The organism is Sphingobium indicum BiD32 (assembly GCF_000382885.1).
In the GTDB taxonomy this organism is placed as follows: Bacteria; Pseudomonadota; Alphaproteobacteria; order Sphingomonadales; family Sphingomonadaceae; genus Sphingobium; species Sphingobium japonicum_C.
Window position 1 is genome coordinate 1 of the sequence record NZ_CAVK010000124.1, and the last position, 16,429, is coordinate 16,429.

At 63.7% G+C, this 16,429-nt stretch carries 14 protein-coding genes; 5 read left to right on the forward strand and 9 right to left on the reverse strand.

Annotated features, from left to right (window positions below; translation table 11 throughout):
- Positions 1-167: 167 nt before the first annotated feature.
- On the reverse strand, positions 168-2,438 hold the full coding sequence (locus EBBID32_RS12370) for a TonB-dependent receptor (RefSeq protein ID WP_006957812.1): 2,271 nt from the start codon (positions 2,436-2,438) through the stop codon (positions 168-170).
- 213 nt (positions 2,439-2,651) lie between these two features.
- Here EBBID32_RS12370 and EBBID32_RS12375 point away from each other — a divergent pair, with 213 nt between their 5' ends.
- The 4 genes from EBBID32_RS12375 to EBBID32_RS12390 all read left to right on the forward strand — a co-directional run bounded on the left by EBBID32_RS12375 (position 2,652) and on the right by EBBID32_RS12390 (position 7,412).
- Complete coding sequence (locus tag EBBID32_RS12375) at positions 2,652-3,719, forward strand: phosphotransferase (protein ID WP_006957814.1); 1,068 nt, start codon at positions 2,652-2,654, stop codon at positions 3,717-3,719.
- Positions 3,720-3,730: 11 nt separating this feature from the next.
- Entirely contained in the window at positions 3,731-4,891 is a 1,161-nt protein-coding gene (locus EBBID32_RS12380) for an acyl-CoA dehydrogenase family protein (protein WP_006957815.1), read from the forward strand.
- 83 nt (positions 4,892-4,974) lie between these two features.
- Entirely contained in the window at positions 4,975-6,603 is a 1,629-nt protein-coding gene (locus EBBID32_RS12385; protein ID WP_006957817.1) for a GMC family oxidoreductase, read from the forward strand.
- Between the two features lie 86 nt (positions 6,604-6,689).
- Positions 6,690-7,412, forward strand: coding sequence for an FAD-binding protein (locus EBBID32_RS12390; protein ID WP_006957819.1), 723 nt, complete (start codon positions 6,690-6,692; stop codon positions 7,410-7,412).
- Here the strand turns inward: EBBID32_RS12390 and EBBID32_RS23230 are convergent.
- Entirely contained in the window at positions 7,316-7,915 is a 600-nt protein-coding gene (locus tag EBBID32_RS23230) for a TetR/AcrR family transcriptional regulator (RefSeq protein ID WP_051093341.1), read from the reverse strand. The genes EBBID32_RS12390 and EBBID32_RS23230 overlap by 97 nt on opposite strands.
- Between EBBID32_RS23230 and EBBID32_RS12400 the strand changes: the two genes are divergently transcribed.
- Positions 7,895-9,019 (forward strand): NADP-dependent oxidoreductase, encoded by a 1,125-nt coding sequence (locus EBBID32_RS12400; protein ID WP_231382186.1) that lies wholly within the window; start codon positions 7,895-7,897, stop codon positions 9,017-9,019. The genes EBBID32_RS23230 and EBBID32_RS12400 overlap by 21 nt on opposite strands.
- Positions 9,020-9,056: 37 nt before the next feature.
- Here EBBID32_RS12400 and EBBID32_RS12405 read toward each other — a convergent pair whose 3' ends face one another.
- From EBBID32_RS12405 to EBBID32_RS12435, 7 genes are all read right to left on the reverse strand, one after another.
- On the reverse strand, positions 9,057-10,493 hold the full coding sequence (locus tag EBBID32_RS12405; protein WP_006957823.1) for a dihydrolipoamide acetyltransferase family protein: 1,437 nt from the start codon (positions 10,491-10,493) through the stop codon (positions 9,057-9,059).
- A 5-nt stretch (positions 10,494-10,498) separates the two neighbouring features.
- Complete coding sequence (locus tag EBBID32_RS12410) at positions 10,499-11,515, reverse strand: alpha-ketoacid dehydrogenase subunit beta (protein WP_006957825.1); 1,017 nt, start codon at positions 11,513-11,515, stop codon at positions 10,499-10,501.
- 18 nt (positions 11,516-11,533) lie between these two features.
- Positions 11,534-12,496, reverse strand: a complete 963-nt coding sequence (locus EBBID32_RS12415; RefSeq protein WP_006957827.1) for a thiamine pyrophosphate-dependent dehydrogenase E1 component subunit alpha — start codon at positions 12,494-12,496, stop codon at positions 11,534-11,536.
- 31 nt (positions 12,497-12,527) lie between these two features.
- Complete coding sequence (locus tag EBBID32_RS12420) at positions 12,528-13,736, reverse strand: acyl-CoA dehydrogenase family protein (RefSeq protein WP_006957829.1); 1,209 nt, start codon at positions 13,734-13,736, stop codon at positions 12,528-12,530.
- 1 nt (position 13,737) lies between these two features.
- Entirely contained in the window at positions 13,738-14,883 is a 1,146-nt protein-coding gene (locus EBBID32_RS12425; protein ID WP_006957831.1) for a thiolase family protein, read from the reverse strand.
- A 3-nt stretch (positions 14,884-14,886) separates the two neighbouring features.
- A complete protein-coding gene (locus EBBID32_RS12430) occupies positions 14,887-15,291 on the reverse strand; it encodes a Zn-ribbon domain-containing OB-fold protein (protein WP_006957833.1) in 405 nt (134 codons plus the stop codon).
- A gap of 161 nt (positions 15,292-15,452) precedes the next feature.
- Entirely contained in the window at positions 15,453-16,322 is an 870-nt protein-coding gene (locus tag EBBID32_RS12435) for a helix-turn-helix domain-containing protein (RefSeq protein ID WP_006957835.1), read from the reverse strand.
- Between the last annotated feature and the right edge of the window lie 107 nt (positions 16,323-16,429).

The window sequence follows — 16,429 nt, forward strand, 5'->3', positions numbered from 1 at the left end:
CCCTATCGATAGGGCGATACCCCTCCGTCTGACCTTCGGCCAGCCACCTCCCCTACAAGGGGAGGATGGGCGTTGTTCAACACGATAGTATAGTATTTGCAAAGGACACAAGAAAAGGCCGGGGATCATCTCCCCGGCCTCTCTTTTTTCGCGCTCTCGCGGCTATTTTAGAACTTCACCCCCAGCGTCGCGCCATAGGTGCGGGGTTCGCGCGCCGTGCCGAAAGACCAGAGACCACCGACGGTAAAGCCATGGGTTGGGCCGCGATCATTGGCAAGGTTCCGGCCAAAGACTGTCAAGCGCGCTTCCGTGCCGCCCAGCTCGAACTTGGTGGTCAGGCTGGCATCGACCAGGCCCTGCTTGTCGGTCCGCACGCGCGGGTCATTGCCGGTGACGGTGATCGGCCCGGTGCTGAGATTGCCCGACAGTCCCCCGATCGAGATTTGCTGGTCATAGCGCCCGATATAGCGATAGCTCAGGTTCGCGATGATCTCACCAAAGCTGGTCGGGACGCTATAGTCAGCCCCCAGCGACGCGGTCATGTTCGGGTTGTAGATCAGGTCGTTGCCGGAGAAGTCATAGGGTATGACAGCCCCGGTCACCGGCGAGATGCCGCCGACGATAAAGCCCTTGAACTTGGAGTCCAGCAGGCCGAGCGAACCGGTGATCGTGAGTTGCGACGTCGGCCGTGCGGTGAAGTCAAACTCCAGCCCCTTGATCTTGGCCGACCCGACGTTCGACGTGATCGTCTCGTTACCCGTGGCGCAGGTCGGGCAACTGAGCGTGTTGTTCTGATGCAGATCCTTGTAGCTGGAATAGAAGGCTGCGACGTTGAACTGCACCTTGCGGTCGAACAGATCGAACTTGCCGCCGATTTCAAAGCTGTCGACCACTTCGGGTTGATAGGCCACACCGGCGCTGGCGGCGGTGCCGGCGCGTGGCGAGAAGCCGCCCGACCGATAGCCCTGCGACCAACTGCCATAGAACATGATATCGTCATTGGGACGGAAATCCACGCCGACCTTGGGCGTGAACTTCTTGAACGTGTCGGAACCCCGTCCGATCTCCGTCCCGCCAAAGCTGTTGTCCAGCGCCTTCTTGTCGCGGGTGAAGCGGCCGCCAAAGGACAGGCGCCACTGGTCGGCAAAGGCCCAGTTGAAGTCGCCGAACACCGCGACCGACTTGGTTTTGCCGTTCACCGACTGCGGATTGGTGTCGAAGATCAGCGGATCGACGGTCGGCGCAAAGCCGAACACGCGACTATGCTGGGTCAGATTATATTTGGAGCTAAAATAATAGAGACCCACGACATAGTCGAAACTGTCGCTGAACTTGCCAGCGGCGCGAACTTCCTGGCTCCATTGCTCGTAGCGCTGCTGCCGGCGCACATAATAGAGATCGGCCGATGACCCGTCGAAATCCTGAGTCTGGTTCTCGCGCGATTTGCGCCAGCCGGTTACCGATGTCAGCTTCACCCCGCCCAGATCATAATTCATCTCCAGCGTCGCGGCGGGCGCGGAATATTGGGTCAGGTTGGGCAGGCCGAATACGGTGTAAAGGTCGGTGGTGCTGTTGCGGTTGCACTCGTTGGCGGGAATGAAGCCGCAGAAGAGTTCCGTGCTGTTGGTCAGGTTGGACACAACCGGATCGGACTTCTGGACCTGTTTTTCCAGCGTGAACAGGGCGTCAAAATCACTGCCTTGTGGCGCGATCAGAACGGAGCCGCCGAAATTCTCGTTATTACCAAAACCGCGCCGCTCGCCGGTCTGCGACTGGCGATACCAGCCGTCGGTTTCATTGTGGAAATGGAAGAATTTGGCACCCACGCTGCCGTCGCTGGACAGCGGCACGTTGACGACCGCACGAGTCGCAAGCGTGTTGAACTTACCGTAGGACACTTCCACCTTGCCACCGAACTCGCCGGTCGGGCGGGTGCGGCGAATGTTGATGACGCCGCCGATCGTGTTGCGTCCGAACAGCGTGCCCTGCGGCCCGCGCAGCACTTCGATCTGCTCAATGTCGAAAAAGTCGAAAAACTGCCCGGTGCTGGTGCCGATGAACACGCCATCGACGACCACGCCCACAGTCGGCTCCTGCGATTTTTCGACGTCCGCATAGGTCAGCCCGCGAATGGCCAGATTGGCCGCTGCGGCACCAGCATTCTGGTTAGTGATCAACAGGTTGGGAACGCCGCCGGTCAGGTCGCCGATATTCACCGCCGCCTTGTTTTCCAGCATCGCCGCATTGACTGCGGTGATCGCCACGGGCGTATCCTGGAGGCTTTCCTCGCGGCGACGGGCGGTGACGATGATGGCGTTGGGATCGACGGCCTGAGCCTCCGCCTGCGGCGCCTGTTCCTGTGCCATTGCGGGCGCGGCCCACAGTATCGCGCCGCCCAGCGCCAGCATCACCGGCCGCATGATTAGCTCTTGTCGCATATACTCTCCCTGTTTTCCCGACGCTTATGATGCGCTTGCTGTAATCTGCGCTTGGTGCGCCTTCGTTCCGATGGTGAGGGATGCGCTAATATCGTCATCTTGCTAACTGCGATTTTCGAGAGGTCGGCGCACACCTGAAACAAAGCACAGGGGACAAAGCCATCGTGGCAACGCATGGCAGGATGCAATCTGGCGCGGGAGAGGAATGGGGCCGTGAGCATTGACCGGCAGGATAAATTCGGTGGCACGGGTGCGGTGCGGGCGGGGCATGGCTTTGACAGCGCAGCGCTTGATCGCTGGATGCTGTCCCATGTGGCGGGCTATGCCGGGCCGCTCACTGTCGAACAGTTTAACGGCGGCCAGTCCAACCCGACCTATCGGCTGCTCACCCCGACCCGCGCCTATGTGATGCGGCGCAAGCCACCAGGGCAATTACTGCCCGGCGCCCATGCGGTGGAGCGCGAATATCGGGTGCTGGCAGCGCTGGGGCAGGCGGCCTATCCCGTCGCACCGGTCCATGGCCTGTGCGAGGACGCCGCCGTCATCGGCACCCCCTTCTATGTCATGGACATGGTCGAAGGCCGCATCTTCTGGGACTCCACCCTCCCGACGCTGAGTGCCGCCGAACGCCCTGCCTATTTCGACGCAATGAACAGCGCCATCGCGCAGTTGCATGACATTGATTATCAGGCGATCGGCCTTGGCGACTATGGCAAGCCGGGCAATTATTTTGCGCGGCAGATTGCCCGCTGGTCGCGCCAATATCATGAGGATGCGGCAGCGGGACGGCTTGCAGATATGGACTGGCTTGCCGACTGGCTGCCGGGCCAGATACCGGCAGGTGATGAAACCACCATCGTCCATGGCGATTTTCGCGCCGACAATATGATCTGGCACCCGGTCGAACCGCGCATATTGGCGGTGCTGGATTGGGAACTATCCACGCTCGGCCATCCGCTTGCCGACTTCACCTATCATCTGATGATGTATCATCTGCCCCCGCACATCATCGGCGGTTTCAAAGGGGCGGACCTTGCCGCGCTCAACATCCCGTCGCAGGCTGATTATGTCGCGGCCTATTGCGCGCGCACCGGGCGGGAAGGCATCGCCAACCTGTCCTTCTACCTCGCCTTCAACATGTTTCGTTTTGCCGCGATCATCCACGGCATCAAGGGACGGCTGGTGCGCGGGACGGCGTCGTCGCCCGAAGCGCAGTTGCTGGTCGAAACCCTGCCCGAACTGGCGACTATCGCCCGCGCCACCGCACAATCCGATAATTGAGAGGAAGTCCCATGTTCAGCACCGATCGCGCGCAGGCCATTGCCGACAGGGTCGAAAGCTTCGTCCGCACGGTTGTCGTCTCCTATGAGGGCGACCCACGCTGTGGCTTCCATGGTCCCGGCGACGATCTGGTGATGGAATTGCGCGAAAAAGCGCGCGCGGCCGGTGTGCTGACGCCCCATTTCCTGCCCGACGGATCGCACCTGACCCAGCGCGAAACGGCAACCGTCCTCATCCGGTCCGGCCTCTCGCCGCTCGGCCCGCTGGCGTGCAACACCATGGCCCCGGACGAGGGCAATATGTATCTGCTGGGCAAGGTCGGCACAGCGCAGCAGAAAGCGCATTTTCTTGCTCCCCTGCTCGAAGGACGCGGCCGATCCGCCTTTTTCATGACCGAACCGGCGACCGATGGCGGCGCGGGGTCCGACCCGTCGATGATGCAGACGATTTGCGTGCAGGACGGCAATCACTGGGTCATCAACGGACGCAAGGCGTTCATCACCGGCGCGCAGGGCGCTATGGTGGGTATCGTCATGGCAAAGTCGACCGACGGCGCTTGCATGTTCCTGGTCGATCTGCCCGATCCTGCGATCCGTATCGATCGGGTGCTGGACACGATCGACAGCTCGATGCCCGGCGGCCATGCCGTCGTCACGATCGATAATCTGCGCGTGCCTGCTGATCAGATGCTGGGGCAAAGCGGAGAGGGCTTCAAATATGCCCAGATCCGCTTGTCGCCTGCGCGCCTGTCCCACTGTATGCGCTGGCTGGGTGCCTGCATCCGCGCGCAGGAAATCGCATCCGCCTATGCCTGCCGCCGCATGGCCTTTGGCAAGCCGCTGGTCGATCATGAGGGCGTGGGCTTCATGTTGGCCGAAAATCTGATCGACCTCCAGCAATGCGAACTGATGATCGACTGGTGCGCCGGGGTGCTGGACACGGGCGCGCTCGGCACGGTCGAAAGTTCCATGGCCAAGGTCGCAGTGTCCGAAGCGCTGATGCGGGTCGCCGACAAATGCGTCCAGGTCATGGGCGGCATGGGCGTCACCGGCGACACTATCGTCGAGCAGGTGTTCCGTGAAATTCGCGCCTTCCGCATCTATGACGGCCCGACCGAAGTGCATAAATGGAGCCTGGCCAAGAAGATCAAGCGCGACCACAAACTGCACTGATCTCCCAAAGCCTGTTGCATCTGCCAGTAGGCAGACGCAGCCCCCGGCCTGATCCTCCCGCCATAATAGTTATGGGAGAGAGCATGACGGACCTGCCGGAAAGTTTCGACTATATCGTGATCGGGGCAGGGTCGGCTGGCTGTGTGCTGGCCGAACGTCTGTCCGCCGACCCGCACAACCGGGTGCTGCTGGTGGAGGCGGGCGGGCCGGATCGGTCACCGCTCATCGCCATGCCCAAGGGCATCGCCAAGCTTGTCACCAATCCCGCCCATATCTGGGCCTATCAGATCGCGCAGCCGCGCCGCCCGGATGAAGATGCGCATGAAGTGTGGATCCGGGGCAAGGGGCTGGGCGGATCATCGTCCATCAACGGCATGATCTGGAGCCGGGGCGAACCGCAGGATTATGACGATTGGGAGGCGGCGGGTGCGACCGGCTGGAATGCCGGGTCGATGATCGCCGCCTATCGCGCGATCGAGGATCATGGCCTGGGTGGCAGCGCGACGCGGGGGCAGGGCGGGCCGGTGCATGTCACGCCGCGCACTTACCGCTATCCACTGGCCGAACGCCTGATCGCGGCGGGTGAGCAGATGGGCCTGCCGCGCACCGATGATCTCAACAGCGTGGCCGGTGACCGGGTCGGCTATTATTGCCACAATATCCGCAAGGGCCGCCGCGAAAGCGGGGCCAAAGTGTTCCTGCGCCCCGCGATGAAACGCAGCAATTTCCATGTGTTGACCGATACGCTGGTGCGCCATATCCGCCTGTCCAACGGGCGCGGGGTCGGCGTGGCTTTGGTCAACGGCGCGCGCGGGCGTTTCAGTGTCGATTGCGATGGTGAGGTGATCGTCTGCGCCGGGACGGTCGAAAGCCCGCAGATCCTCCAGCGGTCGGGCATTGGCGATGGCGATGCGCTCTCCGCCAGCGGCATCGCGGTGCGTCACCATAACCCCCATGTCGGGCGGCACATGCTGGAGCATCTGTCCTATACCATGCCCTTTCGCCTGAAGCGCAACAGCGGTATCGGCCAGCGCTTCTACGGGCTGGGCCTCATCGGCTCGGTCGCGCGCTATTATCTGCGCCACGACGGGCCGATGGCGACTGGTCCGTTCGAGGTTGGCGCCTTCCTGTCCACTGGCGTCACCGGGCCGCGCACCGACCTGCAACTCTATCTGAGCGGCTATATGTTCGCGCTGGGCGACGATAATGACCCGGTGCCGCTGGGAAATATCGACAAGCGGCCAGGCCTCACCGTGTCCGGCACGCTGCTGCGCCAGAGTAGCGAGGGGACGATTGACGTGCGCGGTCGCGAACCGGCCGAGGGCGGGGCGATCATGCCCAACTGGCTGGACAGCGAAGCGGATCGCCAGTCCGCCATCGCCTCGATCCGCCTGATGCGCGAATATGTGGCGCAGGCGGCGCTGGTCGATGATGTCGGGCAGGAACTGATCCCCGGCGCGCAGGTGCAGGATGACGACACTCTGCTGGACACATTCCGCTCACTCTCGACCAGCGGCCTGCATGGCGTGGGCACCTGCCGAATCGGGGCGCTGGGCGACGCGGTGGTCGATCCGTCGCTGCGTGTGCATGGCGTCGAGGGACTGCGCGTAGCCGATTGTTCGGTGATGCCGCGCCTTATCACCGGCAACACCAACGCGCCCGCCATGGCGCTGGGCTGGCGCGCGGCGGAGATCATCCGCGCCGCCCGCTGATTTTTATATAACTAGCGTTTGAAATAGTCGCGGCGATCGGCGCACCGGCATAGCATCACGCTCGACAATATGATGGGAGAGAGACGATGCGCGAGACCGATCGCCTGATGATGGACCGGCGCGCGCTGCTCGCAGGCGCCGGCCTTGCCGCCGCCGCCATGGCTCCGCTAGCCGGAGCGGAGGCCGCGACGGCGGGCTGGGACCATGAAGTGGACATTCTGTGCGTTGGCAGCGGCGCGGCGGCTGGCACGGCAGCGGTGACGGCGGCCAGCGCGGGCGCAAAGGTCATGATGGTGGAAAAAATGCCCATCACCGGCGGCACCACCGGCAAGTCGGGCGGGGTGGCGTGGATCTGCAACCATTTCATCTTCCGCCAGCAGGGTATCGACGACAAGCGCGCCGACGCCATCGCCTATATGACGCAATATAGCTATCCGCAGCTGTTCGATCCCGCCAGCCCGACGCTGGGCCTCGACCCGCTCGACTATCAACTGATCGCGGCCTTTTACGACAATGGCTATTACGCTTTCATCCTGGCGGCAGGCGCGCTAGCCACCAATGGCGGGCCGCGCATCAACGAACATGGGCAGGTGCTGGCCACCAGCGGTGCGCTGATCCCCGGCCTCTATGGCGCGGGCAACTGTATCGCATCGCCATCGCGGGGCGCCTATCCGCCGCTGGATCAGCGAAGGCGCAACCAACAATTAATGGCTCAGCCCGAACGGCATTGCGTTTGCCGCGTCAAGGCAGCCAACTCGGCCGCCAGCACCGCGCGCTGGCGTTCGGGCGGCCAACCCTCCGGGTCATAGGTCGCCTGCGTCGCCAGCCCCGCGATCATCGCCAGCAGCCGCCCTGCCTGCATCGTCCGCCCGCCAGCCTCCTCCTCCGGCACATCGCTGCATTGCGCCAACACCCGCTCGATCAGCGCCTGCGCCTCGCGCCCGCGCATGATCTGCTCCTGCCGATATTTATCGTCGGACAGCGCCAGTCCCCAGAAGGCGAACCAGATTTTCCAGTTGCGCTGCCCGATCTCGTCCAGCGGCAGCAGATGTTCCAGCGCGGGCTGGGCGGGCACATGCGCGGCGATGGCGTCCTCCACCCGCTGTCCAGCGTTCCCCAATGTCTGCTGATAGGCCATCAGCAGCAATTCGGCCTTGTTGCGGAAATAGTGGGATACGATCGCCGTGCTATAGCCTGCCTGCTGTGCAATGGCACGCACACTCACCCCTTCAATCCCCCGCTGGGCGATCAGTTCGACCGCAATTTCCACAACCTGTTCGCGCCGTTGCGCATGATCGACAATCAGGGGCATGTGCTGGCTCTACAGATGGCAGGGCGCAGGCGACGCCTGCCGGAAAGCGCAGTTGTGGCGCAGCGCCGCCGCCACGACAACAGCGGCAACAGGCAAAATGGGAGCAGGATGGACATGCGGCAATGGCAGTTGGCGGATCGCCCGGTCGGACGCGCGCTGGTGGACGGAGATTTCCGGCTGGCCGACATACCCATGCCGATGCCGGGGGAAGGACAGATGCTGCTCGCCGTCCGCTGGCTCGGATTTGAGCCGGCGCAAAAGGGCTGGATGGAGAATTTCGGCGGCTATGTCGCACCGATCGAGTTGGGCGACGTCATGCGCGGCATGGGCGTGGCTGAGGTGGTCGAGAGCCGGGGCGGGCGCTGGCCGGTCGGCACGATGGTGGCCGGGATGACCGGCTGGACCGAATATCTGGTGAACGACGGGGACGGCTTCGACATCTGCCACCCCGACCTGCCGCCCCACGCGATGCTGGGGGTGCTGGGCATCCCCGGCCTGACCGCATGGCACGGCTTTTACAATATTGGCCGCCCGGTCGCAGGCGATGTCGTGGTCGTGTCCGGCGCGGCGGGGGCCACCGGATCGGTCGCGGGGCAACTCGCCAAGGTTGCGGGTTGCCATGTCATCGGCATAGCGGGTGGACCGGACAAATGCGCATGGCTGACGCAGGAGGCGGGGTTCGATGCCGCCATCGACTATCGCGAGGGCAAGGTTGCCGAGCAGTTGAAGGCGTTGGCTCCCAAGGGCTGCGACATCGTCTATGACAATGTCGGCGGCGCAGTGCTGGACGCCATGCTCGCCCGCCTCGCCATCGGCGCGCGGGTGGTGCTGTGCGGGGGGATCAGCCGTTACGAGCAAGGCGGACAGATTGCCGGGCCGGGCAATTATTTCAACCTCATCCTGCGCCGCGCCCGGATGGAGGGGTTCATCATCCTCGACCAGCAACCCCATTGGCCCGCGATGCGCGACCGGCTCGTTGCGCTAGTGCTGGCGGACAAGTTGCGCTGGCAGGTGGACGAGCAGCAGGGGTTCGAGGCTGCGCCTGCTGCGCTCGCCCGCCTGTTCACCGGTGCCAATCGCGGCAAGCAGATCGTGAAACTCTGACGATGACGGGGGCCGCGCGCCCGCGGCCCCCGCACCTTTATCCCACCAGCAGCGCCGGTTCCTCAATCAGGCCTTTAAGCGTCTGCATGAAGGCTGCGCCCACTGCGCCGTCAATCGCGCGATGGTCGCAGGAGAGCGACAATTGGACGATGGTGGCAAAGGCCAGCGCATTGCCGATCTCGATCGGTTGGCGTGTCCCGGCACCCACCGCCAGGATCGCTCCTTGCGGTGGGTTGATGATTGCGTCGAACTGGTCGATGCCGAACATGCCGAGGTTGCTGACCGAAAAGCTGCCGCCCTGAAACTCGTCCGGCTGCAACCGCCCGGTCCGTGCCTTTTCCGCCAGCGCCTTGACCTCACGCGAGATCGCCGCGACCGACAGGCTGTCGGCCCCCTTCACGATGGGTGTGATCAGCCCCTTGTCGGTCGCCACCGCCACCGCAATGTCGGCGCTGCCAAAGCGATGGATCTCGTCGCCATGGACCTGCACATTGACGTCCGGGTGCCGCGCCAGCGCCAGCGCGCAGGCGCGCACGATATAGTCGTTGATGCTGGGGGATTCGCCGGTCGCCGCTTTCGCCTGCGCCCGCAGGCCAAGGATCGCGTCTATCCTGACTCCGGCGCGCAGATAGAAATGCGGGATGGTCGATTTGCTGTGGCTCAACGCCTTGGCGATCGCCTTGCGCATCGGCGACATTTTGACGATCTCCGCCGCGCCGGGGGCAGGGCGGGCAAAGGCGATCGACGTGGATGGCTCGGCTTTCTCCGCCGTCACCGGCTTGACCAGCGCCAGCACGTCCGCCTTGCCGATCCGTCCCTTCGGCCCCGTGCCGGTCATGCCGGTCAGGTCGACGCCATGCTGCACCGCCAGCCGTTTCGCCAGCGGGCTGGCAAAGACATCAACCAGCGTTTCGCCCACCGGGGTCAGATCCACCACGGCGCCACCACCGACAGTGACCGGTGGCAGGCTGGCCTGCTGCACATCCTGAAATGTGATGCGCCCGTCCGGCCCGGACCCGGCGATCGCGCTGATGTCCACCCCCTGCGCCTCCGCAAAGGCACGCGCGGCCGGGCTGATCCGCGCGTCGGCGGCGATGGCGATCTTGGCCGGTGCAGCGGCGGCCGGGGCAGGGGGTGGCACCGCACCGCCAGCCTTGGACGCGACCTTGCTGTCGGCTGGCCGGAATCCGGCGACGAAGGCATCGACATCGGCCCCACTCACCGCCTCGTCCGGTCCCGCCAGCACCGCGATCAGTTCGCCGACCGCATAGGTGCCGCCGGTCTGGGCGATCAGGCGCGGGAACATGCCGTCTGCTTCCGCCTCGACCTCATTGGTGATCTTGTCGGTTTCGATGAGCGCGAGCAGGTCGCCTTTTTTGAACGGCACCCCCTCTGCCACCATCCATTCGGCAACGACGCCCTCGGTCATCTCTATGCCCCATTTGGGCATCGCAAATGCGCGCAGATTGGCCATTTTGCTTATCCCCGCCGGTAGGACATGAGCTTCACCGCGCTCGCCACAATCTTGTCGGGCGATGGCAGATAGGCGGATTCAAGTTCGCGTGCGAACGGCACCGGGCTGTGCGGCGGCGTGACCATGTCGATCGGTGCCTTCAGCGATGCGAACGCCTTTTGCGCGACCAGCGCCGACAGGTCGGTCGCAAAGGAACAGCGCGGCGGCGCTTCATCGACGATCAGCAACCGTCCGGTTCGCTCGACACTGTCGAGGATCGCTTCCTCGTCCAGCGGGCTGGTGGTGCGCAGGTCGAGTATGTCACACCCGATGCCGTCCTGCGCCAGCTGCGCGGCGGCATTCTCGGCAAAGCCCACCATCATGCCGGTCGCCAATATGGTGATGTCGTCGCCCTGCGTCACATGCCGGGCATGGCCAAAGGGGATGATATAGTCCCCGTCCGGCACCTCGCCCTTCACACCATAAAGCGCCTTATGCTCCAGGAAGATCACCGGATCATCGTCTCGGATCGCCTGGGTCAGCAGCCCCTTGGCGTCGGCAGGGGTGGAGGGCATGACGACCTTCAGCCCCGGCATGGCGGTGACGAACTGGTGGATCACCTGGCTATGCTGGGGCGCGGCGTTGAAGCCCGCGCCATAGGGCATACGGATGACCAGCGGGCAGCTGGTCTTACCGCCGAACATGTAACGGAATTTGGCGACCTGATTCCATATCTGGTCCATGCACACGCCAATGAAGTCGGCGAACATGATCTCCGCGATCGCCCGCTTGCCGGTCAGCGCCGCGCCTGCCGCCGCGCCGATGATGGCGCTTTCGGAAATGGGCGTGTCGATCACCCGGTCCGCGCCATATTTGGCCCATAGCCCGCCCGATGTGCCCCAGATGCCGCCGATCGCCTCCGGCCCGCCGGGCGCGCCATTGCCCCCGACAATATCCTCGCCCAGCATGATCAGCCTGTCGTCGCGGGCCATTTCGTCATCGATCGTGTCGCGAATGACGTCGCGGATCATCTTGATTGCCATATGTCGATCCTCCTGGCGTCAGTAGCTGATATAGACGTCTTGCAGGACGTCCTGCGGGGTTGGCCGGTCGGCCAGCTTGGCCTCTCCGACGGCCCGATCAATCAGGTCGGCGACTTCGACGTCCACCCTGTCTAGCTCGGCCCCTTCCAGCAATTTGGCTTCCGTCACCCTGGTACGGAATGTCTTGAGGCAGTCGCGCTCCTCACGGATGCGGTCCAGTTCGCCCGGCCCGCGATAACGCTGTGGATCGCCCTCGAAATGGCCGTAGAAGCGCTCGCAATCCAGCTCGATCGAGGCCGGACCGTTGCCGGCCTTGCAATAGTCGATCAGCTCGCGCATCGCGTCATAGACGCTGAAAAAGTCGATGCCGTTGGCCTTGATCGCCTTCATCCCGAACGCCGCCGACCGCGCCGTCATGCTCTCTGCGCCCACGGCATAGGCTTCGCCTGTATGTTCGGAATAATGGTTATTCTCGAACACGAAGATGACCGGCAGTTTCAGCACCACCGCCATGTTCATCGCCTCGAACGTCGTGCCCTGATTGCACGCGCCATCGCCGGAAAAGGCGATCGAGACGGTGCCGTTGCTTTTCGCCGTAATGCCTGCGCCGACCGCGATCGGCGCGCCCGCGCCGACAATGCCGTTGGCACCCAGCATCCCGACATTCATGTCGGCGATGTGCATCGACCCGCCCTTGCCCTTGCACAGGCCATCGCGCGATCCGTAAATCTCCTTCATCATCGCCATCACGTCGCACCCCTTGGCGATGCAATGGCCATGACCCCGGTGGGTGGAGATGATGTAGTCGGTCGGCCCCAGATGCTCGCACACCCCCACGGCGCAGGCTTCCTGTCCCGCATAGAGATGGGTGAAACCGGCAATCTCGCCCAGCGCGATTTCGTCGTGCAGGCGCTCCTCGAACAGGCGGATCGTCTTCATCTGACGATAGGCCCGTATCAGTGCCTCGCGGCTCAATTGCATATCGTCTCTCCCGATCGGTCGATTCTGCCGGTCACAGACCCAGAACCGTTTTTGCTATGATATTGCGCTGGACCTCATTGGTCCCGCCAAAGATGGTCCAGGCGCGTGAATTGAGATAGCGGGGCGCGGCCAGTTGCGCGGCCTTGCCATGCAGAGCGGGCGGCGCCTGATTGCCATAGAGCGGCCTTCGCCCCTCCAGCGCGATCCCGGCATAGCCGTAAAGCTGCACCGCCAGCCCGTCGACCTGTTGCCGCAGGGTGGACGCGACCAGTTTGGACAAAGATGTCTGCGGTCCGGGCGGCAGCCCCTTGGCCATTTCCGCCAGCACTCGCATCTCGGTCATTTCCAGCGCCTGCGCCTCCAGCTCGACCCGCGCCAGCCGCGCCATGTAATGCGCGTCGTCGCTCATGCATCCGCCCCTGCCGTCCGGCTCCGCGCCCGCCGCCTTGCGCAACCGGGCGATGTCGGACAGCAATTTGGGCGCATGGCACGCGCCGCCGCGCTCATTTTCCAGCAGGAATTTGGCGATGGTCCAGCCCTGACCCTCTTCGCCCACCAGCTCGCTGGCCGGGGTGATGGCGTCGTCCAGAAATACCTCATTGACCTCATGATCGCCAGCCAGCCCGATGATCGGCCGCACCTCTATCCCCGTCTGCGCCATGTCGATCAACAGGAAGCTGATCGCGCGCTGCGGCTTGGCGGCAGGGTCGGTCTTGGCCAGGCAGAAGATATGGGTCGCGTGATGGGCATGGGTGGTCCACAGCTTGCGGCCGTTGACGACATAAAGATCACCGCGCCGTTCCGCCCGCGTGCGAAGACTGGCAAGGTCCGACCCGGAACCCGGCTCGGAAAAGCCCTGACACCAGAAGTCGGTGCCGTCGAGGATGCGCGGCAAAATCCGGGCCTTCTGCTCATCGGTACCGAACTGGCAGATGACTGGTCCGAGCAGTTTCAGGCTCAGCACCGGCAGGCTGGGCGCGTCGGCCAGCGCGCATTCCTTCTCGAAAATATAGCGCTGGATCGGTGTCCATCCGGTGCCACCGCACGCGACCGGCCAGTTATAGGCCAGCCACCCCTTTGCGTGCAGGATCGCCTGCCACTCGCGGCCAATGTCCGGCTCCACGAACACGCCGGGCGTGCCGCGCATCCCCTCGCGCAGATGCTGGGGCAGATGCTCGTCCAGAAAGCGGCGAACATCGGCGCGGAACGCCTGATCCTGCGGGGAAAAATCCAGGTCCATCTTATCGTTCCAATATGGTCACGCCGGAAATGCCCGGTGCGCCGTAAACATGGGAGTAAGCGGTGCGCGGATCGCCCGGCACTTGCCGTCCGCCGCCAAGGCCGCGCAATTGCAGCGCATTTTCATAGACTTGCCGCAGGCCGGACGCGCCGATCGGCTCGCCACAGGCCAGGCACCCGCCATCCGTATTCACCGGCAATCGGCCGTCGATGTTGGTCCAGCCATTGGCCAGCCATTCTTCCTGATCGCCGTCCGCGCAAAAGCCATTTTCGGCCATGTGCATGATTTCCGCGCCGGACTCGGTGTCCTGCAACTGCGCCAGATCAATGTCCTGCGGGCCGATCCCCGCCATCTCAAAGGCCGCCTTGCTCGCCAGCAGGGTCGGTGCACCGCCGCGCTTGATGTCCATGCAGGGTGCGAACACCTCGAACGATCCGGGCGGGCGCGTCCGCACCACCGCCGCCTTGATCCGCACCTGATCGCGTCCCAGTTCGCGCGCCTTCTTCGCGCTCGCCAGCACCAGCGCGACGCCACCCTCGGCAGGCGAACAGAACATATATTTGGTCAGCGGATCGCTGATCATCTGGGCGTTCAGGATGGTGTCGATATCCACTGGCGATCGACGCCAGGCATGGGCTGCATGGACGGCGTTGCGAAATGCCTTTTCCGCGACGCGACCGAGCGACGTGGCGGTGATGCCGTGCAACGCCATATAGCGTTGCAGCTTCATCGCGAAAAACTGGGTTGTCACCATGAAGCCCGCTTCGCCATACCATTCGGGCAGGCTATATTCGGTCGGCAGGGCGTTGAACGCGCCGCGCGGATGCTTGTCGAAGCCGATGGCGATGCCGACATCATGCGCGCCTGACGCGATCGCCTGCCATGATCCGATCAGCGCCGACCCGCCGGTGGCGCAGCCATTTTTGACATTGATGAAGGGCAGGCCGGTCAACCCCAGTTCGTTGACGATCGTGTCGGCATTGCCAGCCGAATCGGATCCGCCAAATCCGAACTGCATGTTGGGCCATTCCAGCCCCGCGTCCGCCATGGCCGCGCGCGCGGCGTTCGCGCCCTGCTGCAACCCGCTGACCCCGTCGGTGCGACCGAACGGATGGATGCCGATGCCCACGATATAGACGTCCTGCATCGCTCAGCCCTCCGTCGCGGGGGTGAAGGCGTAGAGGCGAACGTCATTGCCGTCCGCATCGGTGGCAAAGGATATGACGGTCAACGCCATCGCCATGCCGATCGTCAACCGGTCGAAGTCCACGCCCGTGAGTTGCGTCTCCACGATCGTCGCGCCGGGCAATTCGACATAGCCGATGGGGAAGGGGGCAAAATCCTGCGGCCCGATATAGGGCGGCGACTTGGGGCGGAATCGTTGTACCGTCCAGGACCAGAGCGTTCCGTCACGCGGCAGATCCACCGCCTCCCAGCGCGCGGCATCGTCGGGGCAGGGAAAGACGATCCGTCCCGTCTCACGATGGCGGCCGCCGATCAGGGTCGGTTCGGGGGTCTCCCGGAACAGTCCTTCGGCAATGGCAGATACGCCCAACGTCTCAACCCTCTCATCCTTGTGTCGGACCACTATGGGAAGGAGATGGGGCAAAGGCTTCTGTAAGAAAGCATAGGTTCGCGGCCGGCCTTTCGCTCCAGACAAAAAAAGACCAGCCGGTTGCCCGGCTGGTCCATGCGGTGTCCCAAGGGGGAGGGAGCTTATTTCGCGGCGACCTGCGCCTCGATCTGCGGATGCGGGACCATCACGGCGGCGACATTGCCCAGATAGCCAAGCTGCGTCGCCTTGAACACGGTCTGGCTACGGTTGACGGCTTCCAGCTTGATCGCGGCATTGTGGATGTGGAAGCGCACCGTGGCGCAACTGCGCTCCAGAATCAGGGCGATCTCCACGTCGGTCTTGCCTACCGCCGCCCAGCGCAGACATTCCACCTCGCGCTTGGACAGGCGACAATTTTTGGGAATCCAGGGCCGCTGGCTCGACACGCGGGTATAGCCATGGACGAAGCGCCGGGCATGATATTCCAGCTGGTCGCTATAGAGGTCGAACTCCTTGCTCAGATCGTTGCGCTTGTCATTGAAGGGCGAGAAACTGATCGCCGCGATCTGGCCGAAGGACATGTGGACCGGCACGCAGATGACCGCGTTCGCATTCACTTCGCCCTGAAAGAGGCTGAGGTCGATCTGGTCGAGCAGGGGATTGGGCGCGCGGGTGTGGATGCCATGGGCGTTGGCCCAGAAGGGTTCATTTTCGTAGCGACAGGCGAAGGTCAGCGGCGAACTGAGCGCCAGCAGCGGCTTTTGCCACCATTGTTCCTTGGTCGCGGGCCAGCCGAACACGCCGCTGGCCAGTACATCGCCATCGGCGTCGGTCATGGGCGATCGGGATGCGATATTGGCGCAGGCAGCGACGCGGAAATTGCCCAGATCGCGGGCAATGTCGCGTAACGCTTCGGCAGCGGGCCGGATGTCGGCCGCCACCTGAATAGCGGTTGGTATCTGCCTGCCCGAACGAAAATCGGTCGCTATCTTTGCAGCGTCCCCATTGTCGGACCGGGCGGCGACGAGCATGTCACCTGATCTCTCCATAGCGGCGATGCTATGCCTGACGCACGGTCGCGACAAGCGGCAAAAACCTATGACTAGCGATAGGTTTTGCCGATCGCGTCGCAGCTTCG

What these genes read in the sequence shown, in the direction of transcription:
- EBBID32_RS12370 (WP_006957812.1), bottom strand. Translation starts at nt 2,438, where the DNA reads ATGCGACAAGAGCTAATCATGCGGCCGGTGATGCTGGCGCTGGGCGGC.
- EBBID32_RS12380 (WP_006957815.1), top strand. Translation starts at nt 3,731, where the DNA reads ATGTTCAGCACCGATCGCGCGCAGGCCATTGCCGACAGGGTCGAAAGC.
- EBBID32_RS12385 (WP_006957817.1), top strand. Translation starts at nt 4,975, where the DNA reads ATGACGGACCTGCCGGAAAGTTTCGACTATATCGTGATCGGGGCAGGG.
- EBBID32_RS12390 (WP_006957819.1), top strand. Translation starts at nt 6,690, where the DNA reads ATGCGCGAGACCGATCGCCTGATGATGGACCGGCGCGCGCTGCTCGCA.
- EBBID32_RS12400 (WP_231382186.1), top strand. Translation starts at nt 7,895, where the DNA reads ATGATCGACAATCAGGGGCATGTGCTGGCTCTACAGATGGCAGGGCGC.
- EBBID32_RS23230 (WP_051093341.1), bottom strand. Translation starts at nt 7,915, where the DNA reads ATGCCCCTGATTGTCGATCATGCGCAACGGCGCGAACAGGTTGTGGAA.
- EBBID32_RS12405 (WP_006957823.1), bottom strand. Translation starts at nt 10,493, where the DNA reads ATGGCCAATCTGCGCGCATTTGCGATGCCCAAATGGGGCATAGAGATG.
- EBBID32_RS12410 (WP_006957825.1), bottom strand. Translation starts at nt 11,515, where the DNA reads ATGGCAATCAAGATGATCCGCGACGTCATTCGCGACACGATCGATGAC.
- EBBID32_RS12415 (WP_006957827.1), bottom strand. Translation starts at nt 12,496, where the DNA reads ATGCAATTGAGCCGCGAGGCACTGATACGGGCCTATCGTCAGATGAAG.
- EBBID32_RS12420 (WP_006957829.1), bottom strand. Translation starts at nt 13,736, where the DNA reads ATGGACCTGGATTTTTCCCCGCAGGATCAGGCGTTCCGCGCCGATGTT.
- EBBID32_RS12425 (WP_006957831.1), bottom strand. Translation starts at nt 14,883, where the DNA reads ATGCAGGACGTCTATATCGTGGGCATCGGCATCCATCCGTTCGGTCGC.
- EBBID32_RS12435 (WP_006957835.1), bottom strand. Translation starts at nt 16,322, where the DNA reads ATGCTCGTCGCCGCCCGGTCCGACAATGGGGACGCTGCAAAGATAGCG.